This window comes from Catenuloplanes atrovinosus, from assembly GCF_031458235.1.
Lineage (GTDB): Bacteria > Actinomycetota > Actinomycetes > Mycobacteriales > Micromonosporaceae > Catenuloplanes > Catenuloplanes atrovinosus.
In genome coordinates this window covers 184,066-206,484 of record NZ_JAVDYB010000001.1, presented here as the reverse complement: position 1 = coordinate 206,484, position 22,419 = coordinate 184,066, and the positions used below count along the sequence as shown (strand labels likewise).

The 22,419-nt window shown below is 72.8% G+C and carries 21 protein-coding genes; 3 read left to right on the top strand and 18 right to left on the bottom strand.

The features are described from left to right. Nucleotides 1-641 precede the first annotated feature (641 nt). The 6 genes from dapB to J2S41_RS00900 all read right to left on the bottom strand — a co-directional run bounded on the left by dapB (nucleotide 642) and on the right by J2S41_RS00900 (nucleotide 6,940). The gene (dapB, locus tag J2S41_RS00925) at nucleotides 642-1,382 is read right to left on the bottom strand and encodes a 4-hydroxy-tetrahydrodipicolinate reductase (protein ID WP_310361749.1); all 741 of its coding nucleotides are present in this window, start codon (nucleotides 1,380-1,382) and stop codon (nucleotides 642-644) included. A gap of 7 nt (nucleotides 1,383-1,389) precedes the next feature. Beyond that, nucleotides 1,390-2,700: a M16 family metallopeptidase gene (locus J2S41_RS00920; protein ID WP_310361747.1), complete on the bottom strand. Its 1,311-nt coding sequence runs from the start codon at nucleotides 2,698-2,700 to the stop codon at nucleotides 1,390-1,392. Continuing rightward, nucleotides 2,700-5,105 (bottom strand): polyribonucleotide nucleotidyltransferase, encoded by a 2,406-nt coding sequence (locus tag J2S41_RS00915; RefSeq protein WP_310361745.1) that lies wholly within the window; start codon nucleotides 5,103-5,105, stop codon nucleotides 2,700-2,702. Before J2S41_RS00915 ends, J2S41_RS00920 begins: the two co-directional genes overlap by 1 nt. A 244-nt stretch (nucleotides 5,106-5,349) precedes the next feature. Then, entirely contained in the window at nucleotides 5,350-5,619 is a 270-nt protein-coding gene (gene rpsO, locus J2S41_RS00910; RefSeq protein ID WP_307244188.1) for a 30S ribosomal protein S15, read from the bottom strand. Nucleotides 5,620-5,760: 141 nt separating this feature from the next. Beyond that, nucleotides 5,761-6,693: a bifunctional riboflavin kinase/FAD synthetase gene (locus J2S41_RS00905; protein WP_310361739.1), complete on the bottom strand. Its 933-nt coding sequence runs from the start codon at nucleotides 6,691-6,693 to the stop codon at nucleotides 5,761-5,763. Nucleotides 6,694-6,724: 31 nt separating this feature from the next. Continuing rightward, nucleotides 6,725-6,940 carry a hypothetical protein gene (locus J2S41_RS00900; protein WP_310361736.1) on the bottom strand — a complete coding sequence of 72 codons (216 nt, stop codon included), beginning with the start codon at nucleotides 6,938-6,940 and terminating at the stop codon, nucleotides 6,725-6,727. Nucleotides 6,941-7,063: 123 nt separating this feature from the next. On the opposite strand from J2S41_RS00900, the gene J2S41_RS00895 reads away from it, so the two are divergent. Continuing rightward, entirely contained in the window at nucleotides 7,064-9,823 is a 2,760-nt protein-coding gene (locus J2S41_RS00895; RefSeq protein ID WP_310361734.1) for a response regulator, read from the top strand. Further along, a complete protein-coding gene (locus J2S41_RS00890; protein ID WP_310361732.1) occupies nucleotides 9,820-10,203 on the top strand; it encodes a response regulator in 384 nt (127 codons plus the stop codon). Before J2S41_RS00895 ends, J2S41_RS00890 begins: the two co-directional genes overlap by 4 nt. Before the next feature lie 465 nt (nucleotides 10,204-10,668). On the opposite strand, the gene truB is transcribed toward J2S41_RS00890, so the two are convergent. The 12 genes from truB to rimP form a co-directional block, all read right to left on the bottom strand. Beyond that, complete coding sequence (gene truB, locus J2S41_RS00885; RefSeq protein WP_374728098.1) at nucleotides 10,669-11,556, bottom strand: tRNA pseudouridine(55) synthase TruB; 888 nt, start codon at nucleotides 11,554-11,556, stop codon at nucleotides 10,669-10,671. 164 nt (nucleotides 11,557-11,720) lie between these two features. Then, nucleotides 11,721-13,043 (bottom strand): MATE family efflux transporter, encoded by a 1,323-nt coding sequence (locus J2S41_RS00880; RefSeq protein WP_310361727.1) that lies wholly within the window; start codon nucleotides 13,041-13,043, stop codon nucleotides 11,721-11,723. 67 nt (nucleotides 13,044-13,110) lie between these two features. After that, a complete protein-coding gene (locus J2S41_RS00875; RefSeq protein WP_310361725.1) occupies nucleotides 13,111-13,263 on the bottom strand; it encodes a hypothetical protein in 153 nt (50 codons plus the stop codon). Nucleotides 13,264-13,563: 300 nt separating this feature from the next. Further along, complete coding sequence (locus tag J2S41_RS00870) at nucleotides 13,564-13,776, bottom strand: DUF6186 family protein (protein WP_310361724.1); 213 nt, start codon at nucleotides 13,774-13,776, stop codon at nucleotides 13,564-13,566. Continuing rightward, nucleotides 13,773-14,180 (bottom strand): hypothetical protein, encoded by a 408-nt coding sequence (locus tag J2S41_RS00865; protein WP_310361721.1) that lies wholly within the window; start codon nucleotides 14,178-14,180, stop codon nucleotides 13,773-13,775. Before J2S41_RS00865 ends, J2S41_RS00870 begins: the two co-directional genes overlap by 4 nt. A gap of 41 nt (nucleotides 14,181-14,221) precedes the next feature. Next, nucleotides 14,222-15,265, bottom strand: coding sequence for a DHH family phosphoesterase (locus tag J2S41_RS00860; protein ID WP_310376221.1), 1,044 nt, complete (start codon nucleotides 15,263-15,265; stop codon nucleotides 14,222-14,224). A 23-nt stretch (nucleotides 15,266-15,288) separates the two neighbouring features. Beyond that, nucleotides 15,289-15,762, bottom strand: coding sequence for a 30S ribosome-binding factor RbfA (gene rbfA, locus J2S41_RS00855; protein WP_310361719.1), 474 nt, complete (start codon nucleotides 15,760-15,762; stop codon nucleotides 15,289-15,291). Between the two features lie 42 nt (nucleotides 15,763-15,804). Beyond that, nucleotides 15,805-16,098 carry a DUF503 domain-containing protein gene (locus J2S41_RS00850; RefSeq protein ID WP_310361717.1) on the bottom strand — a complete coding sequence of 98 codons (294 nt, stop codon included), beginning with the start codon at nucleotides 16,096-16,098 and terminating at the stop codon, nucleotides 15,805-15,807. A gap of 91 nt (nucleotides 16,099-16,189) precedes the next feature. Beyond that, nucleotides 16,190-19,324 carry a translation initiation factor IF-2 gene (gene infB / locus J2S41_RS00845; RefSeq protein WP_310361714.1) on the bottom strand — a complete coding sequence of 1,045 codons (3,135 nt, stop codon included), beginning with the start codon at nucleotides 19,322-19,324 and terminating at the stop codon, nucleotides 16,190-16,192. Between the two features lie 93 nt (nucleotides 19,325-19,417). Continuing rightward, nucleotides 19,418-19,744, bottom strand: a complete 327-nt coding sequence (locus tag J2S41_RS00840; protein ID WP_310376218.1) for a YlxR family protein — start codon at nucleotides 19,742-19,744, stop codon at nucleotides 19,418-19,420. 58 nt (nucleotides 19,745-19,802) lie between these two features. Further along, a complete protein-coding gene (gene nusA, locus J2S41_RS00835) occupies nucleotides 19,803-20,846 on the bottom strand; it encodes a transcription termination factor NusA (RefSeq protein WP_310361711.1) in 1,044 nt (347 codons plus the stop codon). Then, nucleotides 20,843-21,529, bottom strand: coding sequence for a ribosome maturation factor RimP (rimP, locus tag J2S41_RS00830; protein WP_310361709.1), 687 nt, complete (start codon nucleotides 21,527-21,529; stop codon nucleotides 20,843-20,845). The genes nusA and rimP overlap by 4 nt, the downstream gene beginning before the upstream one ends. Nucleotides 21,530-21,845: 316 nt before the next feature. On the opposite strand from rimP, the gene J2S41_RS00825 reads away from it, so the two are divergent. Next, nucleotides 21,846-22,349: a twin-arginine translocation signal domain-containing protein gene (locus J2S41_RS00825; RefSeq protein ID WP_310361707.1), complete on the top strand. Its 504-nt coding sequence runs from the start codon at nucleotides 21,846-21,848 to the stop codon at nucleotides 22,347-22,349. Nucleotides 22,350-22,419: the final 70 nt, after the last annotated feature.

Genomic DNA, 22,419 nt, shown 5'->3' with positions numbered 1-22,419 from the left:
CCGGAGGCTGCCAGCCGCGAAAGCCGGCCAGCAGCGACGTCGGGCCGACCGCGGATCTGGCCGCACGCCTTTCCCGGCCGGGACCAGACGCGCGCCGTGCGGCCAGACCGGCCACGACCACCGCGGTTCTCCCCAGCCGCCCACCCAACCGGCTCCGACGCCGCGAGCGGAGCGGAGCGCCAGCGGAGTCGGAGCTCGCGGCAAGGTTTGCCCGCGGGAGCATGCGCGGCTGGACCACGCTGGGAGTGGGAAAATCTTGGTTCGAGGTCATCCTCGGAGGCGGCACGGCCCCGCCGGGAAACATGCGCGACCGGACCACGCCGGAAGCGGTCATCCCCGGAGCCCGCACAGCGCCACGGGAGGATGCGCGGCCCGACCACGCCGAAAGCGGGAAGCTGGAGCATGCGCGACCGGACCACGCCCAAAGGCGGTCACCCCCGGAGCCCGCACAGCGCCACGGGAGGATGCGCGGCCCGACCACGCCGAAAGCGGGAAGCTGGAGCATGCGCGACCGGACCACGCCGGAAGCGGTCACCCCCGGAGCCCGCACAGCGCCACGGGAGCATGCCCGTCCCGGCCACGCCGGAAGCGGGAAGACCGAGAGCGTGGTCTTCCCGCTTCGAGACGCGAGGGACGGCCGGCTACAGCAGTGGTGCGAGGCCGACCGTGAGGCCCGGACGGGACGGCACCTCGCGCACGGCCAGCAGGACGCCGGGCATGAAGGAGGCCCGGTCCAGCGAGTCGTGGCGGATGGTGAGGGTCTCGCCGAGGGCGCCGAAGACGACCTCCTGGTGGGCGACCAGGCCGGTGGCGCGGATCGCGTGGACGCGCACGCCGTCGACGTCGGTGCCGCGGGCGCCCGGGAGCTCGTCCTTGGTGGCGTCCGGCATGGGGGGCAGGCCGGCCTCGGCGCGGGCGGCGGCGATCAGCCGGGCGGTGTGCATGGCGGTGCCGCTGGGGGCGTCGAGCTTGCGCGGGTGGTGCTGCTCGATGATCTCGATGGACTCGAAGTAGCGGGCGGCGCGCGCCGCGAACTCCATCATCAGCACCGCGCCGATGCCGAAGTTCGGCGCGACGATCACGCCGACGCCCGGGCTGTCGGCCAGCCACGACCGTAGCTGCGCGAACTTCTCCTCCGTGAAGCCGCTGGTGCCGACGACCGCGTGGATGCCCCGGGCGATGCTCCAGCGCAGATTCTCCATGACGGCGTCGGGCGTGGTGAAGTCCACGATGACGCGCGCGGCGGCCGCCGGGTCGAGCGGCTCGCCGGCGTCGATCTGGGCCACCAGCTCAAGGTCGGCGGCGGCGCCGACCGCCTTGCAGACCTCGGTGCCCATGCGGCCGTGGGCACCGAGCACGCCCACCGGGATAGTGTCACTCACCGCGTCACTATCCCAGAGGCCAGTCGGCGTCCTCGTCGAAGGGGCCCACGACCGCGAGCGAGTGCGGCCGGGTGAGCAGGTCCGCGGCGAGCGCGCCGACCTCGTCCCCGGTGACCGCGTCCACCCGGTCGAGGTAGCCGGCGACCGGCAGCAGGTCGTCGTAGAGCAGCTCGGCCTTGGCCAGGCGGGTCATCCGGGAGCCGGTGTCCTCCAGGCCCAGCACGAACGCGCCCTTGGTCATGCCCTTGCCGCGGGCGAGTTCCTCGGCGGTGAGGCCGGTCCGGGCGACCTCGGCCAGTTCGGCGCGGGTCAGGTCCAGCACCTCCTCGACCTTGCCGGGCGCGCAGCCCGCGTAGACCGCGAAGAGGCCGGAGTCGGCGTACTGCGTGGTGTACGAGTAGACCGAGTAGGCCAGGCCGCGCTTCTCCCGGATCTCCTGGAAGAGGCGGCTGGACATGCCGCCGCCGAGCACGTTGTTGAGCACGCCGGCGGTGAACCGGCGGTCGTCGAGCCGGGCCAGGCCGGGCGCGCCGATCACCACGTGCGCCTGCTCGGTGTCCTTCGGCTCCACGGTCCGCGCGGGTGGCGCGTAGGTGGGCGACGGCGTGCCGGGGCGGCGGGCGGCGGGCTCGGCGGGCGGGCCGTCCAGCGGCGTGCCGGCCAGCGCGGCCGTCACCTGGGTGACGATCGCGTCGTGGTCGAGGTTGCCGGCGGCCGCGATCACCAGGTGCGGCGCGGTGTAGCGCTCGCGGTAGAACGTCTCGATCTGCGCGCGGGTCATCGCGCCGATGGTCTGCTCGGTGCCGGAGATGAGCTGGCCGAGCGGGTGGTCGCCGTAGATCAGCTCGGTGAAGATGTCGTGCACCTGGTCGCCGGGCTCGTCGTCGTGCATGGCGATCTCCTCCAGGATCACGCCACGCTCGGTCTCCACGTCCGCGTCGGCGAGCACGGAGTTCGCCGCGAGGTCACAGAGCACGTCGACCGCGAGCGGCAGGTTCTCGTCCAGCACGCGCGCGTAGTAGCAGGTGTACTCCTTGGCGGTGAACGCGTTCGTCTCGCCGCCGACCGCCTCGATCTCCGCGGAGATGTCCATCGCGGTACGCCGCTCGGTGCCCTTGAAGAGCAGGTGCTCCAGGAAGTGCGAGGCGCCGGAGAGCTCCGGCGTCTCGTCGCGGGAGCCGATGGCGGCCCAGATCCCGATCGACACGCTGCGGACGGTCGGGATGGACTCGGTGACGATGCGCAGCCCACTGGGCAGCACGGTCTTGTTGACCGTGCCGCCCAGTGGGTCGGCGCCCCGCTGTACGGGGTTCGTCATCAGTCGCGGCGGGTCCGGCGACGACGCGGGCCGTCGCCGCCCTCGCCACCACCCTCGCCGTCACGCTCGCGCGGAGCGCGGTCACCGCGGTCGCCACCGCGGTCGCCACGGTCCCCGCCCCGGTCCCCACGGTCGCCGCGCGGGCCGCGGTCACCGCGGTCGCCACGGGGCGGGCGGTCGCCCGAGCCGGCGCCGGCCTCCGCCGGAGCGGGGGCCTCCTCGCCCTCGGCCCGGACCTTGTCGAGGTAGATCTTGCCGCGCTGGTCGATGTCCGCGATCTGGACCTCGATCTTGTCGCCGACGTTGAGGAAGTCCTCGACCTTGTCGACGCGCTTGCCGTTGCCCACCTTGGAGATGTGCAGCAGGCCGTCGCGGCCCGGCAGCAGCGAGATGAACGCGCCGAACGCGGCCGTCTTGACGACCGTGCCGAGGAACTTCTCGCCGACCTTCGGCAGCGTCGGGTTCGCGATGCCGTTGATCCGGTCGACCGCCGCCTGGGCCGAGGGGCCGTTGGTGGCGCCGACGTAGATCGTGCCGTCGTCCTCGATGGAGATCTCGGCGCCGGTCTCGTCCTGGATCGCGTTGATCGTCTGGCCCTTCGGGCCGATGACCATGCCGATCTTGTCGACCGGGATCTTCACCGTGGTGACGCGCGGCGCGTGGTCGGACATCTCGCCCGGGCCCTCGATCGCGGCCTGCATCACGCCGAGGATGGTGTGCCGGGCGTCGTGCGCCTGCTGGAGCGCGGCGGCCAGCACGTCGGACGGGATGCCGTCCAGCTTGGTGTCGAGCTGGAGCGCGGTGACGAACTCGCTGGTGCCGGCGACCTTGAAGTCCATGTCGCCGTACGCGTCCTCGGCGCCGAGGATGTCGGTCAGCGTGACGTACTGCGTCTTGCCGTCGACCTCGTCGGAGATGAGGCCCATCGCGATGCCGGCGACCGGCGCCTTCAGCGGGACACCCGCGGAGAGCAGCGCCAGCGTGGACGCGCAGACCGAGCCCATCGAGGTGGAGCCGTTGGAGCCCAGCGCCTCGGAGACCTGGCGGATCGCGTACGGGAACTCCTCGCGCGTCGGCAGCACCGGCACGAGCGCCCGCTCGGCGAGCGCGCCGTGGCCGATCTCGCGGCGCTTCGGCGAGCCGACCCGGCCGGTCTCACCGGTCGAGTACGGCGGGAAGTTGTAGTTGTGCATGTAGCGCTTGGACTTCTCCGGCGCCAGCGTGTCCAGCGCCTGCTCCATGCGCAGCATGTTCAGCGTGGTGACGCCCATGATCTGGGTCTCGCCCCGCTCGAACAGCGCGGAGCCGTGCACCCGCGGCAGCACGCCGACCTCGGCGGTCAGCGGCCGGATGTCGCGCGGCCCGCGGCCGTCGATCCGGACCTCCTCGCGCAGCACGCGCGCGCGGACCTCGGACTTGGTGACGGACCGGAACGCGGCGGAGAGCTCCTTCTCGCGGCCCTCGAACTGGCCCGCGAGCTGCTCCGCGACCTTCGCCTTGACCAGGTCGAGCGACTCCTCGCGCTCGGCCTTGCCGGCGATCTTCAGCGCCTCGGCGACCTCGCCGCGCGCGGCGGCGGAGACGGCCTCGTACACGTCGTCCTGGTAGTCCAGGAAGACCGGGAACTCCTGCACCGGCTTGGCGGCGACGTCGGCCAGCGCGCTCTGCGCCCGGCACAGCTCGCGGATCGCCGGCTTCGAGGCCTCCAGACCGCTGGCCACGACCTCCTCGGTCGGCGCCGGGGCACCGGCGGAGACCAGCTTGATCGTGTTCGGCGTGGCCTCGGCCTCGACCATCATGATCGCGACGTCGCCGTCCGGGAGCACCCGGCCGGCCACGACCATGTCGAACGTGGCGCGCTCCAGCTCCTCCAGCGTCGGGAACGCCACCCACTGGCCGTCGATGTGCGCGACCCGGGTCGCGCCGATCGGGCCGGAGAACGGCAGGCCGGAGAGCTTGGTGGACATCGAGGCCGCGTTCATGGCGACCACGTCGTACGGGTGGGCCGGGTCGAGCGCCAGCACGGTCTCGACGACCTGGACCTCGTTGCGCAGGCCCTTGGTGAACGACGGGCGCAGCGGCCGGTCGATCAGGCGGCAGGTGAGGATCGCGTCCTCGCTGGGCCGGCCCTCGCGGCGGAAGAACGAGCCGGGGATGCGGCCCGCGGCGTACATCCGCTCCTCGACGTCGACGGTCAGCGGGAAGAAGTCGAAGTGCTCCTTCGGCGTCTTGCTGGCCGTGGTCGCGGAGAGGACGACCGTCTCGCCGAGCTGGGCGATGACGGAGCCGGCGGCCTGCTTGGCGAGCCGGCCGGTGGAGAAGGTGATCTCACGGGTGCCGAAGGCGCCGTTGTCGATCACTGCGGTGCTGTGCTGGGTGCCGAGAGCGTTGTTCTGCTCGGTCATAAGCGGTGTTGCACTCCAATCGGTCGTGGGCCACGACCACCTCTGCCGGGGCGCTGTTGCCCGCGTCGGGGCAACTGCTCAGTCGGCCGGTCTTCGATCGAAGCGCCCGGGGCGGCGGTGATCCGCCGGCCCGGAGGCCACTACCGAGGACCGGTGCGCTGACCGGCGGTGGTCAGTGCGGCCCAGCTGTGCGTTTGTGGTGTGTTGCGGAGACGGGCGGCGTTTCCGCCGCCCGTCGAAGAGGCTATCGGCGCAGGCCGAGGCGCTCGATGAGCGTCCGGTAGCGGGCGATGTCCTTCTTCTGGACGTAGTTGAGCAGCCGGCGGCGGCGGCCGACCAGCAGCAGCAGACCACGACGGCTGTGGTGGTCGTGCTTGTGCACCTTGAGGTGCTCGGTCAGGTCCGCGATCCGCTTGGTCAGCACGGCCACCTGAACCTCGGGGGAACCGGTGTCACCCTCGGCGGTCGCGAAGTCCGCGCGGATCTTGCTCTTCTGCTCTTGGTCGAGCGCCATTCCATCAAATCCTGTCGGTTGCAACCTGTCGCTGATCCGCGGCCCGCGGCGTCGAGCAGGCAGGCGGAGCGAAACGCCGGACACCCGGCGTCTCAACCACACTACAGCAACTCATCCGAACACCGCCCGCAACCGGTCCGCTCACCCAGCGCTGAGAAGCTCCCTGGCCTGGGCGACGTCCTCGGTGATCTGCGCCACCAGCGGCTCGATGCCCTCGTACGCACGCGTCTCGCGCAGCCGCACCACGAAGTCCAGCGCCAGCCGCTCGCCGTAGAGGTCGCCCGCGAAGTCCAGCGCGTACGCCTCGACCCGGCGCTCGGTGCCGGAGAACGTGGGGTTGGTGCCGATCGACACCGCGGCCATCAACCGCTCGTCGCGGCGCACCAGCCAGCCCGCGTAGACGCCGTCGGCCGGGATCGCGGCGTACCTCCCGGAGAGCAGGTTCGCCGTGGGGAAGCCGAGCTCACGGCCGCGCTGGTCGCCGCGGACGACGACGCCCTCCAGCCGATGCGGGCGGCCCAGCGCGCGGGTCGCGGCCGACACGTCGCCCGCGTCCACGCAGGCCCGGATGTAGGTGGAGGAGAAGACCGTGCCCTCCTCCGCGGTGATCAGCGGCGCGTCCTCCACGGCGAAGCCGAACGTGCGACCGAGCCGCCGCAGCAGCGCGATGTCGCCGGCCGCCCGGTGCCCGAACCGGAAGTTGTCCCCGACCACGACCTGCGCCGCGTGCAGGTGCTCGACCAGCACCTCGTGCACGAACTCCTCCGGGCCGCGGCGGGAGAAGTCCTGGGTGAACGGCACCACGCAGAGCGCGTCCACGCCGAGCGCCTCGATCAGGTCCGCCTTGCGGCCGGCCTCGGTCAGCACGGCCGGGTGCGAGCCGGGCCGGACCACCTCGGACGGGTGCGGGTCGAACGTCACGACCACCGAGCGGATGCCCAGGTCGCGGGCGCGTTTCACGGCGTCGCCGATGGTGGCCTGATGCCCGCGGTGCACCCCGTCGAAGACCCCGATCGTCACGACCGATCGGCCCCAGCCGCCCGGAACCGCGTCGTATCCCCGCCACCGCTGCATGCCGCAAGCCTATGCAAGCGCGGCGACGCGGTCAGGAGGGGGTGATCGCGGCGGCGGCCAGTCTCCGGGTGACCTCGGCGGCCCGGTCCACCGCGGCGGTGATCCGCTCGACGTGCGCGCGGGCCTCGCCGGCGTCCGCCACGCCGTCCAGGTCCTCCTCCAGGAACTGCAGGTAGTTGGCGGCGATGCCGAGCAGGTTGGCCAGGTCGTGGGTGCCCTGCCGGACCTGCTCCGCTAGCTCTGCCATTCCGATATTCCACCATGAAAACCCCGAAAAACGACCGCACGGGTACGGCGCGCGCGCCGGATAGCCGATCTCTAACGCAAACACCCGACGGCGCCACCAGGCACAACTACAGTGCGTATTGCTATGAGACTGGACGGCAATCAGCTGGTGGTGCTCGCGGCGGAGGTGCTCTTCATCGCGCTCTTCCTGCGCGTGCTCTACCACCTCATCCGGCGCCCGGACCCGCTGCAGCGCGAGGTCGCGCTGGTCTTCGCGGCGCCGACCGCGATCTTCGCCCTCGACGCGCTGAACCGGACGACCGGCGGGCTCCCGGAGATCGGCGGCGAGCGGCCGGTCACCGCGCTGTTCCTGCCGGTGCTGCTGCTCCATCCGTACCTCACGATGCGCCTGGTCTCGCTGCTGCGCCCGGTCCGGCGGCAGCTCACCCTGGCGGCGCTCACCGGCGGTCTGCTGCTCGGCGCCACGCTGCTGCTCATCCCGACCGGGCGGCCGCTGCGCCCGGCCGCGTTGATCGCCGCCATGGCGTTCTTCGCGATCGCGGAGACCATCCCCGGCCTGCACCTGGTCACCGAGGCGCGCCGGCGGACCGGCGCGTCCGGGATCAGGCTGTGGATCGCGGCCGGCGCCACCATCGCGTTCGCCGGCGTGGTGGTGCTGATGGGGTTCGGCGCGCTGTTCCCGGTCCGGCCCGGGCCGTCGCCGTTCAGCGTGGCCGCGCGCGTGCTGGCCGTGCTCTGCGGCATCGGATACGCCGCCGCGTTCCTGCCGCCGTCGTGGCTGCGCCGGATGTGGTCCGCGACGACACTGCAGGGCGTCACCGGCCGGCTGCTGGACGCCCCGGCCACCGAGACCGGGCAGCAGATCTGGCAGCGGTACGCGGAGATGATGCGCGACCAGTCCGCGGCGGACGCGGTCGCGGTGCTGGTCCGCAAGGCCGGCGGGCACCTCGAGCAGACCGCCTACGCGGGCGAGGTCGAGGCGTCGCTGACCGGGTTCGACGCCGCCGACCTGGACGAGTTGATGGACGCGCCGCAGCCGGTGCCGCTCGCCGCGGTGTCCCGGTTCCGCCGCCGCGCCGCGCCGCCCACGCTCGCCAGCCACTACGCCGTCCAGGGCGAACGCGGGTACCTGACCACGCTGCGCATGCGCATCCCACCGCACGAGACCGGCGCGGTCCTGATCTTCCACCGCTACCGGGGCCTGTTCAACGAGGACGATCTGCGGCTGCTGGCCGACTTCGGCGGGCACGCCGGCGTGCTGGCCGAACGCGGCGGCGTCCTGGCCGAGCAGCGGCGGCTGGTGGACGAGCAGCGCCGGCTCTCCGCCGAACTGGCCGCGTCCGTGGAGAAGCTGACCCAGGCCAGCCAGGCGAAGAGCGACTTCCTGGCCAACATGAGCCACGAACTGCGTACCCCGTTGAACGCGATCATCGGGTTCAGCGACCTGATGCGGGGCGAGCAGCCGGTCGAGGACCGGCGCAGCGTGCCCGCGGACTGGGTCGACCACATCCACAACAGCGGCCGCCACCTGCTCGGCCTGATCAACGACATCCTGGACCTGGCCAAGGTCGAGGCCGGCCGGATCGACCTGCACCCGGCGCCGCTGCGCGTGGACGACGCGGCCCGGGAACTGCTCACCGGCCTGCGCCCGCTCACCGAGAAGAAGTCCCAGCGGATCGTCTGCGACCTGCCGGAGCTGACCGTGCGCGCCGACGCGCTGCGGTTCCGGCAGATCCTGGAGAACCTGCTCTCCAACGCCATCAAGTTCACGCCGGACGGCGGCACGATCACGCTGGAGGCGCACGCGTTCACCGCGGACGACGGCCGGCCGATGGTGGCGATCACCGTCGCGGACACCGGCATCGGCATCGCCGACGAGGACCTGACCCGCGTGTTCGAGGAGTTCCAGCAGGTCGGCGACCGCGCGCACCACCAGGCCGGCACCGGGCTCGGGCTGGCGCTGGCCCGCCGCCTGGTGCAGGCGCACGGCGGCGACATCACGGTCACCTCCGAGCTCGGCGCGGGCAGCCGCTTCACCATCACGCTGCCGGACGCGACCGAGCCCGCGGTCGCCGCGGACACCGTGGTCGTCCTGCCGCAACTGCCGGAACGCGGCCGGATCCTGCTGATCGAGGACGACGTGCGGTCCGCCGAGCTGATCCGCACGTACCTGGTGAAGGCCGGCTACCGGGTGGAGATGGCCACGTCCGGCGAGTCCGGCCTGAACGCCGCGCGCCTCAACCCGCCGGACGCGATCCTGCTCGACGTGGTGCTGCCCGGCATCGACGGCTGGTCCGTGATCCGCGAGCTGAAGAACGACGGCCTGCTCGCCACGATCCCGGTGCTGTTCATCTCCGTCGTCGACGAGCGGCACGCCGGCATCGCCATGGGCGCCGCCGACTTCCTGGTCAAGCCGGTCGACGACCACCAACTGGTCGGCTCGCTGGCCCGGCACATCTACACCGGCCCGGCCGAGCAGCCCACGGTCCTGGTGGTCGACGACGACGAGGAGAGCCGCCACTCGGTGGAGGAGAGCCTGCGTACCGCCGGCGCCGAGGTGATCTCCTGCGCGGACGGCCGCGAGGGCCTAGAGATCAGCCGCAACCACCACTTCGACCTGATCGTCTGCGACCTGCGCATGCCCGACCTGGACGGGTTCTCCCTGCTGGCCGCGTTCAACGAGGACCCCGCGAACGCGGACGTGCCGGTGGTCGCGCTCGCCTCGACCGCCACCGTCACGGCCGGGCACGCGGAGGTCACCGGCAAGCTCCTGGCCCGCGCCATCCACGGCGCCGAGGAGTGGGACAACCTGGTCGCGCTGGCCAGCGGCACCGCCGCCCGGCGCCGACTCGAGATCGACACTGCGGAACGAGGTGACCGATGACCGCACGCATCCTGCTGGTGGAGGACGAGGAACTCAACCGCGTGCTGGTGCGGGCCGTGCTGGCCCGCGCCGAAGACCCCCAGGTGCGCGACGCCCGCCTGGTCGAGGCCGGCAGTCTCGCCGCCGCCCGCGACGTCCTGCGCCACCCCGACCAGGTCGACGTGGTCCTGCTCGACATGAACCTGCCCGACGGCAGCGGCCTCGACCTCGCCACCGAACTCGCCACCGCCCAGGAGAAACCCAAGGTCATCGCGCTCACCGCCAGCGTTCTGCCGAGCGACCGCGCCGCCGCCCTGGAAGCCGGCTGCGACGGCTTCCTCGACAAGCCCTACGCCGCCGCCGACCTGGTCACCGTCATCGCCACCCACCTGCCCCACTAGCCGTCGTCCCCGCACCCGTCTCCGGCTGCGGTCGCCGGTCGCTGCCCGGGCGCCGCGGTCCGGTCCCCTCCTCGGCGTGGCCGGCTTCCGCACCTTTTCTTCCCGCTCCCGGCGTGGTGGCGCTCCGCATGCTCCCGCGGGCCAACCTCGCGGCGGCGCCGCCGCCGCTCCGCCCCCGCATCGGAGCCGGTCCCGCCTGTGGTCACCCCGACCCCGCGATTCCCGCCTTCCTCACCCGCCCACCGCGCCACGATCCCGCCGCCCCACGGCACTCCGCCGCGGCGATCACTGGGCGTTGCGTGTGTTGCGATCACGTCAACGCCCGCCCGCCCAGTGGCCCAGCACCCACGGCGCCCTCGGCGGCGGGCGCGAACACCGCGACGCGACTCAGCAGCGCGGCGCGTGACTGACCACGAAAGACCGGCGGCCCGGAACCGATGACGGCGCGGAACCGGCGGCAGCGCGTCAGGCGGGGGCGAGGACGATGTCGGGGCGGGCCTTGCCGTCGCGTTCGGTGACGATGGCGAGGAGGGTGCCGTCGGTGCCGAACACGGCGTAGGGGCCGTCGATGCCGGCCGGGGTCAGCGGGCCGCCGTGCGAGAGGGTGCGGGCCTCCTCCGGGGTGGCCTCGCGGATCGGGAAGCAGCGGCGGGCCGCGTCGGGCAGGGGCAGCGTGACCACGTCGGGCGAGCGCTCCTCCAGCTGCTCCAGCGTCAGCGCCTCGGAGAGCGGGAAGCCGCCGACCTCGGTGCGGCGCAGCGCGGTCAGGTGGCCGCCGACCCCCAGCCGTGCGCCCAGGTCACGCGCGATGGCCCGGATGTACGTGCCGGACGAGCAGCTCACGCTCACCTCCACGTCGATCAGGTCGCCGGTGCGGCGGATCTCGTGCACGTCGAGCCGGGAGATGGTGATCCGGCGCGCCGCGAGCGTGACCTCCTCGCCGTCGCGGACCTTCTTGTAGGCGCGCTCGCCGTTCACCTTGATCGCGCTCACCGAGCTCGGCACCTGGTCGATCTCGCCCACGAACGTCGCCAGCGCCGCGCGGATCTCGTCGTCGCCCAGGTGACCGGCCGGTGCGCTCGCGGTCACGTCGCCCTCCGCGTCGTCGGTGACCGTGGTCTGCCCCAACCGGATCGTGCCGTCGTAGCTCTTGGTCGCGCCGGTCACGTAGGTCAGCAGCTTCGTGCCGCGCCCCACGCCGATCACCAGCACGCCGGTGGCCATCGGGTCCAGCGTCCCGCCGTGCCCGACCCTGCGGGTCTTCGCCAGGCGCCGCATCCGCGCCACGACGTCGTGCGACGTCATGCCACCCGGCTTGTCCACCACGACCAGACCCTCCACGCGCCACCTCATCCTCACCGCGGACCGACCCGGCGATTATCCCGGCCCGCGGTGACGGCCCCGCGACTCCCCTTCCGAGCGGCGAGCGGGACCGTTCTCACTCAGCCGGCGTCGAAGGTCATCACGCCCGCCCGACCAGCGAGGATCGGACATGCACAGGTGGTCAGGCGAACGGATCACCGCGTTGCGCCGACCACCGACCACGCGGACGTCCGCAATCGCGCCAGCAGCGCCACCAGCCGGATCATGGTGAACAGCGCCAGCCCGGACCACACCCCGCCCAACCCCAGATCCAGCGCGTACGTCACCCAGATCCCCGGCAGGAACCCGCCCAGCGCCGCCACGATCGTCATGTTGCGCATGAACGCCACATCCCCCGCGCCGATCATGACCCCGTCCAGCGCGTACACCACCCCCACCAGCGGCAGCAGCGCGATGAACCACGGCCACACCACCAGCGCCTGGTCGTGCACCGCCCCGTCCCGGGTGAACAGCGCCGGGATCACCCGCGCCCCCGCGCCGAACACCACCGCGAAGGCCACGCCGGACGCGAGCCCGATCAGCCCGATCTGCCGCCCCAGCCGCCGCGCCTGCGGCTCGTCCCCGGCCCCGAGCGCGGCGCCGACCAGCGACTGCGCCGCGATCGCCACCGCGTCCAGCACCAGCGCGGCGAAGAACCACAGCTGGATGGCGATCTGGTGGGCGGCCAGCGCCGCGTCGCCGTAGCGGGCCGCGACCGAGGTGGCCGACAGCCAGCACGCCTGGAACGCCGCGCCGCGGATCAGCAGGTCGCGCCCGACCACGAGCTGCGCGAGGATGTCGCCGGCGCGCGGCCGGAGCGACACCCGCTCGCGCAGCAGCGCGGCCGTGAAGAGCGCGCCGGAGCCGAGCTGGGCGATCACGTTCGCGATCGCGGAGCCGTGCAGGCCGAGGCCGGCGGGATAGACCAGCAGCGGGCAGAGCACGGCGGAGACCAGGTTGGCCACCACCACGATGGCGAGCGGCCGGCGGGTCTCCTGGACGCCCCGCATCCAGCCGTTGCCGGCCGCGACGAGCATCAGGCCGGGCGCGCCGAGCACCGCGATGCGCAGCCACTCCGCCGCGGCCTGGGCGACCGGCGTGGGGCCACCGGCCAGCGCGCGGGCCAGCGGGCCGGCCAGCACCTGCACCACGGCGATGATGGCCAGGCCGCCGAGCAGCGCCAGCCAGGACGCCTGCACGCCCTCCTCGACCGCGGCCCGGCGGTCACCGGCGCCGTAGCGGCGGGCGGAGCGGCCGGTCGTGCCGTACGCCATCACCGTGCCGAGCCACGCCGCGAACGACATGACGGTGCCGCCGATGCCGAGCGCGGCCAGCGGCACCCGGCCGAGGTGTCCCACCACGGCGGTGTCGACCAGCACGTAGATCGGCTCGGCGGCCAGCACCACCAGGGCGGGCAGCGCGAGCGAGGCGATCCGGCGCAGCGGGACCCGATCGGCGGCGGCGGTGTCGTTGCTCATCGCCGGGCATGGTGACACACCCGACGTAAGGAGTTCAAGCGGAGGCGGCGCTTACACGCACGCCCGGCTACTGACGCGTGTCCAGCGAGACCTGCAGTGCGCGGCGGGCCTGCTCACGGGCGTCGTCGACGACGCGGACCGGTGTCGGTTCGACGACGGTGACGGCCGGGGCGGACGTCGTGGCCGGGGCCGGCGTGGGGCGCGTGGCGGTGATGGTCATGGTGACGGTCCTCCATGGTCGAGCCCGGACGCGCGACGGCGCGCCCGCGACAGGCGGTGCCTCTGCGACACGCCAGCGGACCCTCCGGGATCACCGGAGCGCTGCCGCGGCGGCGCGCGAGCCCCGAGTCGGTTGGACCTGGAGCAACCATGCAAAAGCAGTGCAAACACGGCGGTACGGACGTCGGTGGCCCGCAACCACCCTGCACGCTACCCAAATTAACGTTAAGTCGACGACGTCGAGCCGACACTTCCCGTGATACGGACGGGTAACCGATACCTACACATCGATGCAAAAGCCTCACCGGGCGAAGAAATGCCACCCCAGCCACCACCAGAACCCGAGGATCCCGATCCGGCCCACCGGCACCCGGCCGACCTGATACCGCATCACGTACGCGCAGAGGTCACCGAACGTGGGGACGCGCGAGCCGTCCCGCCGCGCGGCCAGTTCCAGCGCCACCACCAGCAGCCCGGCCAGCACGAAGCCGCCGATCGCGATCGCGCGCGTCATCGGCGCGCCAGTGCCCAGAACGCGCACAGCCAGCCGAAGTACCCGGCGGCGCGCACGACCGGGTCGGCGAGCAGCGGATCCGCCAGCCGGGACAGCGTCGGGTACGACTCCGTGGACCCGGTCAGGAACGTCGAGCCCTCGAACGCCACGAACACCACCGCGGGCGCCAGCCACCACACGGTGCCGCGACCGGGCCGGCCCGGCACCGGCCGCCGCGGCACGCGCTGCGACAGGCCGAACCACATCAGCGTGCCGCCGACGCTCAGCGAGTAGAGGTTCGCCGCCGTGGAGAACGACGGGAGCTGGCCACCGACCAGCGAGACGACGGCGAAGACGGGCAGGACCACCAGCGGCCGGTCCCACGCTCTCGGCGCATCGACCGCGACTTCCCGGGGAGCGTCCATGCCGTCGATTGTCACCGGGGCGCGCACGCGGGGTAAGGGGCCTACCGGATGACGGACTCGTCCAGGACGGAGCGGATGGCGGCCAGCACATCCGCGGGCGTTCCGGCGCCGGTGAAGCCGGCCGCGGCCCGGTGACCGCCGCCGCCAAGCAGGCCGGCGACGCGCGACACGTCCACCGCGCCCTTGCTGCGCATCGACACCGACCAGGCGTCCTCGCCGATCTCCTTCAGCACCACGCACACGTCCGCCTCGGCCACGCAGCGCACCGAGTCGATCAGCGCCTCCAGCACGTGCGGGCGCTGTCCGTGCTTCTCCAGGTCGGCGCGCGTGGCCGTGGTCCAGCACAGGCCCAGCCCGCCGGCCGCCTCCGCATCGAGCTCGCAGCGGCCGAGCACCTCGCCGAAGAGCTTCACGGCGCCGAGCGGCCGGGTGTCGAACACCCGCTGGGCGATCTCGCCGGGACGGATGCCGGTCGCGATCAGCCGGGCCGCCATCTGGTGCACGGCCGGCGTGGTGGCCGCGAACCGGAACGATCCGGTGTCGGTGGTCAGCGCCGTGTAGAGGCACTCGGCGATCTCCGCGTCCAGCGGCACGTCCAGCCGGTCCAGCAACTGCTCGACCACGACGGAGGTGGCCGCGGCGGCCGGGTCCACCAGCCGCACCGCGCCGAAGCCCGGGTTGGAGGCGTGGTGGTCGAGCACCACGGAGTCGCGCGCGGTGCTCAGCCGGCCGGCCAGCCCGCCGAGCCGCTCGGTGCTGGCCGCGTCGAACGTGACCAGCAGGTCCGGCTCCGCCCACGCCTCGGCCTCCGGGATCACCCACCGGATGCCGGGGACCTCGCGGAGCGGCTCCGGCACGTCGAGCGGGCCCGGGAACGTCGCCTGGACGTTGCGTGCGCCGAGCCGGCGCAGCCCGTGCGCGAAGCCGAGCATGCTGCCGAGCGCGTCACCGTCCGGGTTGACGTGGCAGACCAGCAGGATCCGCCCGTCCGGCAGCCAGCGCCGGACCGCGGCCACGGCCTCCGCCCAGTCCGTCTCCCGCGGCGGGCCGACCGGGCCCTCCGCGGCGGTCCTGGGCGGCGGCACGACGGCGCGGGCCGGCGCGGCGGTCACCGCTTCTCCTGCTCGACGAGCTCGTCCTCGTCGGCGAACTCGTCGTCGTCCTCGTCCTCGTCCACCCGGTACGGCTGGGCGTCTCCCGCGTACCTCGCGCCGGCCGCGATCTTCTGCGTCTCCGCGTCCGCCGCGCGCGCCTGGGCCAGCAGGTCGTCGATGTGCTTGGCCTGGTCCTGCACGTTGTCCAGGGAGAATGCCAGCGACGGCGAGTGGCGCAGGCCCAGCGCCTTGCCGACCGTACTGCGCAGCATGCCCTTCGCGCTCTCCAGCGCGGCGGCGGTCGACGCCTCGGCCTCGGCGTCGCCGAGCACCGTGTAGAAGACCGTCGCCTCGCGCAGATCCGCGGTGATCCGGGCGTCGGTGATGGTGATCATCCCGAGCCGGGGGTCCTTGATCGTGCGGACGGCGGAGGCCACCAGCTCTCGTACGCGCTCGGCGTGCCGGCGCACCTTGGCCGGATCAGTCATCTCGTCCACCTCCACGCTGACAGTACCCGTGCGTCCTTCTCGTCAGTCGTCGCCGCCGTACAGGCGGCGGCGGACCGACAGCAATTCCACCTCCGGGCGACCGGCGACCAGCCGCTCGCAGGTGTCCAGCACCTCGCCGACGTGGCCGGGCTCGGCCGCGACGACGGCCACGCCGATCTCGGCGCGGCCGTGCAGATCCTGTGCGCCGACCTCGGCGGCGGAGACCTCGAACCGTCGCAGCGCGGCGACGATGGGCCGGACGTACGCGCGCTTCGCCTTCAGCGAGCGCGAGTCACCCGGCAGCAGCATGTCGAAAATCATGGTTCCGGTAAACATCGCCGCGAAGTATCCCTCAGTACCGAGACGGGAGCCAGCGCCTTTCCCCGAACTGGGCCCGGGGAAAGGCGCTGGTCACGTCGCTACGCGCTTACGCGCGCGGCTTCTCGCGCATCTCGAAGGTCTCGATGAGGTCGCCGACCTGGACGTTGTTGAAACCGGCCAGTGTCAGACCACACTCGAAGCCCTCGCGCACCTCGGTCGCGTCGTCCTTGAACCGCTTGAGGGAGCTGATCGTGACGTTGTCCGCGATGACCGCACCGTCGCGGATGACCCGGGCCTTCGCGTTGCGGCGAATGAGGCCCGACCGGACGATACAGCCGGAGATGAGACCGACCTTGGACGAGCGGAAGACGTCGCGGATCTCCGCGGTGCCCAGCTCGACCTCCTCGTACTCCGGCTTGAGCAGGCCCTTGAGCGCCGCCTCGATCTCCTCGATGGCCTGGTAGATGACCGAGTAGTACCGGATCTCCACGCCTTCGCGGTCGGCGATCTCCCGGACCTTGTTCGAGGCCCGGACGTTGTAGCCGATGATCGTCGCGGCCGGGTCGGACGCGCTCGCCAGCATGACGTTGCTCTCCGTGATGGCACCGACGCCACGGTCGAGGATCTTGAGCTGAACCTCTTCCGGGATGTCGAGCTTGAAGAGCGCGTCCTCGAGGGCCTCGACCGAACCCGAACCGTCACCCTTGAGGATGAGGTTGAGCGAGGTCTTCTCGCCCTCCTTGATCTGCTCCATGAGCGTCTCGAGGGTGGCGCGGCCACGCGAGTTGGCGAAGCTCGCCGCGCGGCGGCGTGCCTGCCGCTGCTCGGCGATCTGCCGGACCGTGCGGTCGTCCTCGGCGGCGAGGAACGTGTCGCCGGCGGACGGCACCGCGGTCAGACCGAGCACCAGGACCGGGCGTGCCGGCCCCGCCTCGGGGATCGGCTTGCCGTTCTCGTCGAGCATGGCCCGCACGCGACCGTGCGCACCACCCGCGACGATCGAGTCGCCGGCCCGCAGCGTGCCCTTCTGCACCAGGACGGTGGCGACCGCACCGCGGCCCTTGTCCAGGTGCGCCTCGATCGCGACACCCTGCGCGGCCCCGTCGATCGGAGCGGTCAGCTCCAGCGACGCGTCCGCGGTCAGCAGGACGGCCTCGAGCAGGTCGTCGATGCCGATGCCGGGCTTCGCCGCGACGTTGACGAACATCGTGTCGCCGCCGTACTCCTCGGCGACCAGGCCGTACTCGGTCAGCTGCTGACGCACCTTGTCCGGGTTGGCCTCGGGCTTGTCGATCTTGTTGACCGCCACCACGATCGGCACCTCGGCCGCCTTGGCGTGGTTCAACGCCTCGATCGTCTGCGGCATCACGCCGTCGTCGGCCGCGACCACCAGGATCACGATGTCCGTCACCTGGGCACCGCGGGCACGCATGGCGGTGAACGCCTCGTGACCCGGGGTGTCGATGAAGGTGATCGCGCGCTCGTCGCCGTTGTGGTCGACGTGCACCTGGTAGGCACCGATGTGCTGGGTGATGCCACCGGCCTCGCCCGCCACGACGTTCGCCTTGCGGATCGCGTCGAGCAGCTTGGTCTTACCGTGGTCGACGTGACCCATGACGGTCACCACCGGCGGACGGGTGACCAGACGGTCCTCCGCCACCTCGGCGTCGAGGTCGATGTTGAACTGCGCCAGCAGCGCGCGGTCCTCGTCCTCGGGGCTGACGATCTTCACCTCGAAGCCGAGGTGCTCGCCGAGCAGCAGCAGCGTGTCGTCCGAGCAGGACTGCGTCGCCGTGACCATCTCGCCCAGGTTGAACATCTCCTGGACGAGCGTGCCCGGGTTGGCGTTGATCTTGTCGGCGAAGTCGGAGAGCGACGCGCCACGGGACAGCCGGATCTCCTGGCCGTTACCCCGGGGAGCGCCCGAGCTCATCGTCGGAGCCGACAGGTTGTCGAACTCCTGACGCCTCTGCTTCTTCGACTTCCGGCCGCGCGCCGGCTTGCCGCCCGGACGCCCGAAGGCACCCGCGGCGCCGCCGCCACGACCGCGACCGCCACCACCGGGACGACCCGGCGCACCGGCACCCGCCGGAGCTCCGCCGCCGCCACCGCCGGGGCCGCCGCGGTAGCCACCGCCACCGCCGCCGCCACCGGGACCGCCGCGGTAGCCACCGCCACCGCCGCCGCCACCGGGACCGCCGCCGCCGCGGAAGCCGCCACCGCCGCCGCCCCCACCGGGACCGCCGCGGAAGCCGCCGCCACCGCCACCGGGACGACCCGCGCCGCCACCCGGGCGACCGGCACCGCCGCCGGGACCGCCACCGGGGCGGCCGGGGCGCTGGCTCGGCATCGAGGCCGGGCTGGGCCGCGGGGGCATGGACGCGGGACTGGGCCGAGGCGGCATGCCGGCCGGGGTCGGCCGCGGGCCGGGGCCCGCCGCCGGAGCCTGCGGACGGTTGCCGCCCGGCGTGATGCCGAACGGGTTGTTGCCGCCGCTGCGCGGCGGACGGTTGCCACCCTGGCCGCCGGGGCCGGGACGGCCCTGACGGTCGCCGTCACGGCGCTCGGGACGCGGGCCACCCTGACCACCCTGACCGCCCTGCGGACGGGCCGCGGGCGAACCGGGCCGGGGCGGCATCGCGCCGGGGCCGAACTTCGGCCGCAGCGACGGGCCGCCGGGCGCCGGCGCCCCGCCCTCGCGGCGGGTGTCCTCACGCTGACGGGCGGCCTGCTGGGCGGCCTTGACGGCCGCCTCCTGCTCCGCCTTCAGCGCGGCGGCGCGCTGCTCGGCGGCGGCCACCTCGATGTCGTGGGCGCTGGCCGGCTTGGCCACGGGGGCCGGCGGGCCGGGAACCGGCGCCTTGGGACGGAACGATGCCGGGCTCGGAGCCGAACCCGACGGGGTACGCGGCACGGAGCCGCCGGGCGTGGGACCGGCGGGCGCGGGCGCGCCGCCGTTGTTGGGACCGGGTACCGGCGGCCCGGGGCGCCGGGGCGGACCCGGACGCACGGAAGGGCCGGGACGCGGTGCGTCACCGGAACCGGACGGGGCCGGCGCGGCGGGCGCGCTGGGCGCCGAGCCTGCGGCCATCGCACCCCGGAGCCGGCGGGCGACGGGCGCCTCGACGGTGCTGGATGCGGACTTGACGAACTCGCCCATCTCCTTGAGCTTGGCGAGAACGGTCTTACTCTCGACCCCGAGCTCTTTGGCAAGCTCGTGTACGCGGGCCTTTCCTGCCACTGCACTCCTCACTCCGAGGTCGTGCGGGCACGGCCCGCAGCGACCTCACTCGTGCACTTGAAGCCTGGTCATTTCAGGGACTTCATCGTGTGCTCATGTTGGTCGTCCACCTTGCTGGTCCGGGCGGGGCGAGGCCCCGCCACCAGTAGTCCCATGCGGTGCGGTGACCGCACGGATGTGCTCGGCCAGCGGCGCGGTGTCCAGGACACCGGTGAACCGCAGCGCCCGGCCGAAGGCCCGGCGCCGCTCCGCCAGCGCGAAGCAAGCCGGATCGAGGTGCAGGTGCGCTCCTCGGCCCGGCAGCCTGCGACGCGGGTCGGGCCGGAGCTCCGAACCGACCTTGACGAATCGCAGGACTTCAGATGCTGATGCGCGGTGCCGGCAGCCGACACAGGTTCGGACTGGAGGCGCCAGGCGCACGGGGGACTTTCCGAGCGGAACATCGTCCACTCGTCGCCCCACCGCAAGAAGTCTACTCCTAAGCGCCCGCAACGGCGCCGCCTGGTTCGGCGGCTTGATCCGCACGATCCCGGCCGCCCCCGGAGGACTGCTCGTTGTCCGGACGGATGTCGATGCGCCAGCCGGTCAGCCGCGCCGCCAGCCGCGCGTTCTGCCCCTCGCGGCCGATCGCCAGCGAGAGCTGGAAATCGGGCACGGTGACCCGGGCGGTACGAGTTCCGGCGTCCACAACCTCGACACGCAGGGCCTTCGCGGGCGAAAGGGCGTTTCCGACGAACTGCGCCGGGTCCTCCGACCAGTCGATGATGTCGATCTTCTCACCGTGCAGCTCGCTCATCACCGCGCGCACCCGCTGGCCCATCGGGCCGATGCAGGCACCCTTCGCGTTGACGCCCGACGCGGTCGACCGGACCGCGATCTTCGTCCGGTGACCTGCCTCACGTGCGATCGCCGCGATCTCCACGGTGCCGTCCGCGATCTCCGGAACCTCCAGCGCGAACAGCTTCTTCACCAGGTTCGGGTGGGAGCGGGACAGCGTGATCTGCGGGCCGCGGAAGCCCTTGGCGACGTGCACCACCACGCAGCGGATGCGCTGGCCGTGCTCGTACTGCTCGCCGGGGACCTGCTCCACCTGCGGGAGCACCGCCTCCAGCTTGCCCAGGTCGATCGTGACGATGCCCTTCTCGGCACGCGCCTCGTGCGCCTGGATCACACCGGTGACCAGGTCGCCGTCGCGCCCCACGTACTCGCCGAAGTGCACCTCGTCCGTCGCCTCGCGCAGCCGCTGCAGGATGACCTGCTTGGCCGTCATCGCGGCGATCCGCCCGAAGTCGTGCGGGGTGTCGTCCCATTCCCGGGTGACGACGCCGTCCGCGTCCACCTCCTGGGCGTAGACCGACGCCGCGCCCGACTTCCGGTCGATCTGCACCCGGGCGTGCGACTCCGCGCCGTCCGTGTGCCGGTACGCCGTGAGCAGCGCGGTCTCGATCGCGGCGAGGATCGTCTCGAACGGGATCTCCCGCTCGCGCTCCAGCGCGCGCAGCGCCGCGAGGTCGATGTTCACCTCTCCTCGCCCTCCACTTCCTCGTCGTCATCCTCGTCATCGAGGTCGTCATCGTCATCGTCGTCGTCGGGGTCACTGTCAAGCTCGTCGTCGGGGCCGAAGTCGGCCTCCTCGACCCGGTTGAACTCGATCTGCACCTTGCCCGGGCCGAGCTGGGCGTACTCCGCCTCGACGATGCCCTTGGCCGTCTCGATGACGACCCCGTCCTCGTCGGCGGCGGTGATCCGCCCGGTCACCTGCCGGTCCCCGGCCGAGACCTGCACCAGCCGGCCCACGTTGCGCCGCCAGTGCCGGGGCTGGGTGAGCGGCCGGTCCACGCCCGGCGAGCTGACCTCCAGCTGGTACTCCCCCGGGACCAGTTCGCCACCGCTCTCCTCCGCCGCGTCCAGCGCCGCGGAGATCGCGCGGGAGACGTCCGCGATCGCGTCCAGACCCACGCCGCCGTCCGCGTCCACCAGGATGCGGATGATCTGCCGGCGGCCGGCCCGGGAGACCGTCAGGTCCTCCAGGTCGCAACCCGCCTCCGCGACGACCGGTGTGATGATCGACTCCAGCCGGGCGCGGAGCGCCGCGGTGTCCACCCGCGGTCGCTGGGGACCCGGGGACGGCCTGCGCCGGTCGGGTGCGGCTGCTCCCCGGCCCCCCGGGCCCGGGCGGCCGGCACCTCGGCCACGCTGCGTCATCCGGCATACCCCCTCGCGCTCGGCCACCGGCGGTCAACAGCCGCAAACCTATTGAAAGCGGCCACGCCAGTGGTCCGCTGGGCCCGAATCGCCCAGCGGTTGCGCTGAGCGTAACGCGACCGCCCGTTCGACGGCGGGCCGCCGCTCCGAACTGTCCTTCCGGCGCGCGACAGTCGTTACGCTACGCATGCCCTTCACATACAACGAGACATGTCACGATCCGTTCCGCGGCTTCTGGGATGCCGACGAGAAGATCCGGTCGCCGTAGTGTTGACTGATCCATCGCTGTGACACGCCTTACGGGAGGGCAAGCACGATGGGCTCCACGCGGGACCTCACCCGCCGCCGCGTACTCGCCGGCTCCGCCACGCTGGCCGGCGCCGCGGTCGCGTCCGGCGCCTGCTCCCTGTTCGGCGACGGCGACCCGCCGGTGCCGCCCCCACCACCGCCGCCGGACGCGCTCGAGCCGCTGCTCGCCGAGACCCGCGCGCTGGCCGCGCTCTACCAGGCCGCGCTGACCGCTCACCCGAACCTGGCCGACCGCCTCACGCCGCCGCTGGAGGCGCACACCGCGCACGCCGCCGCGCTCACCGAGATCATGTCGCCCACCCCCTCCGCCCCGGCCTCCACGGTCGCGAGCGCCGCGCCCACGGCCGCCACCACCTCGCCCGCGCAGGAGACGCTCGCCGCACTGCGCGCCGCCGAACAGACCGGCCGGGAAACCGCGGCCACCGCCTGCGCCACCGCCCCACCCGAACGCGCCGCCCTGCTCGGCTCCATCGCCGCGGCCCGCGCCACCCACGCGGAGGTGCTGTCATGAGCGAGTCTGCGAGCGAATCATCGGCTCAGCGCCGACCACACGGACACCGCACCCGGAAGGACGGTCCGGC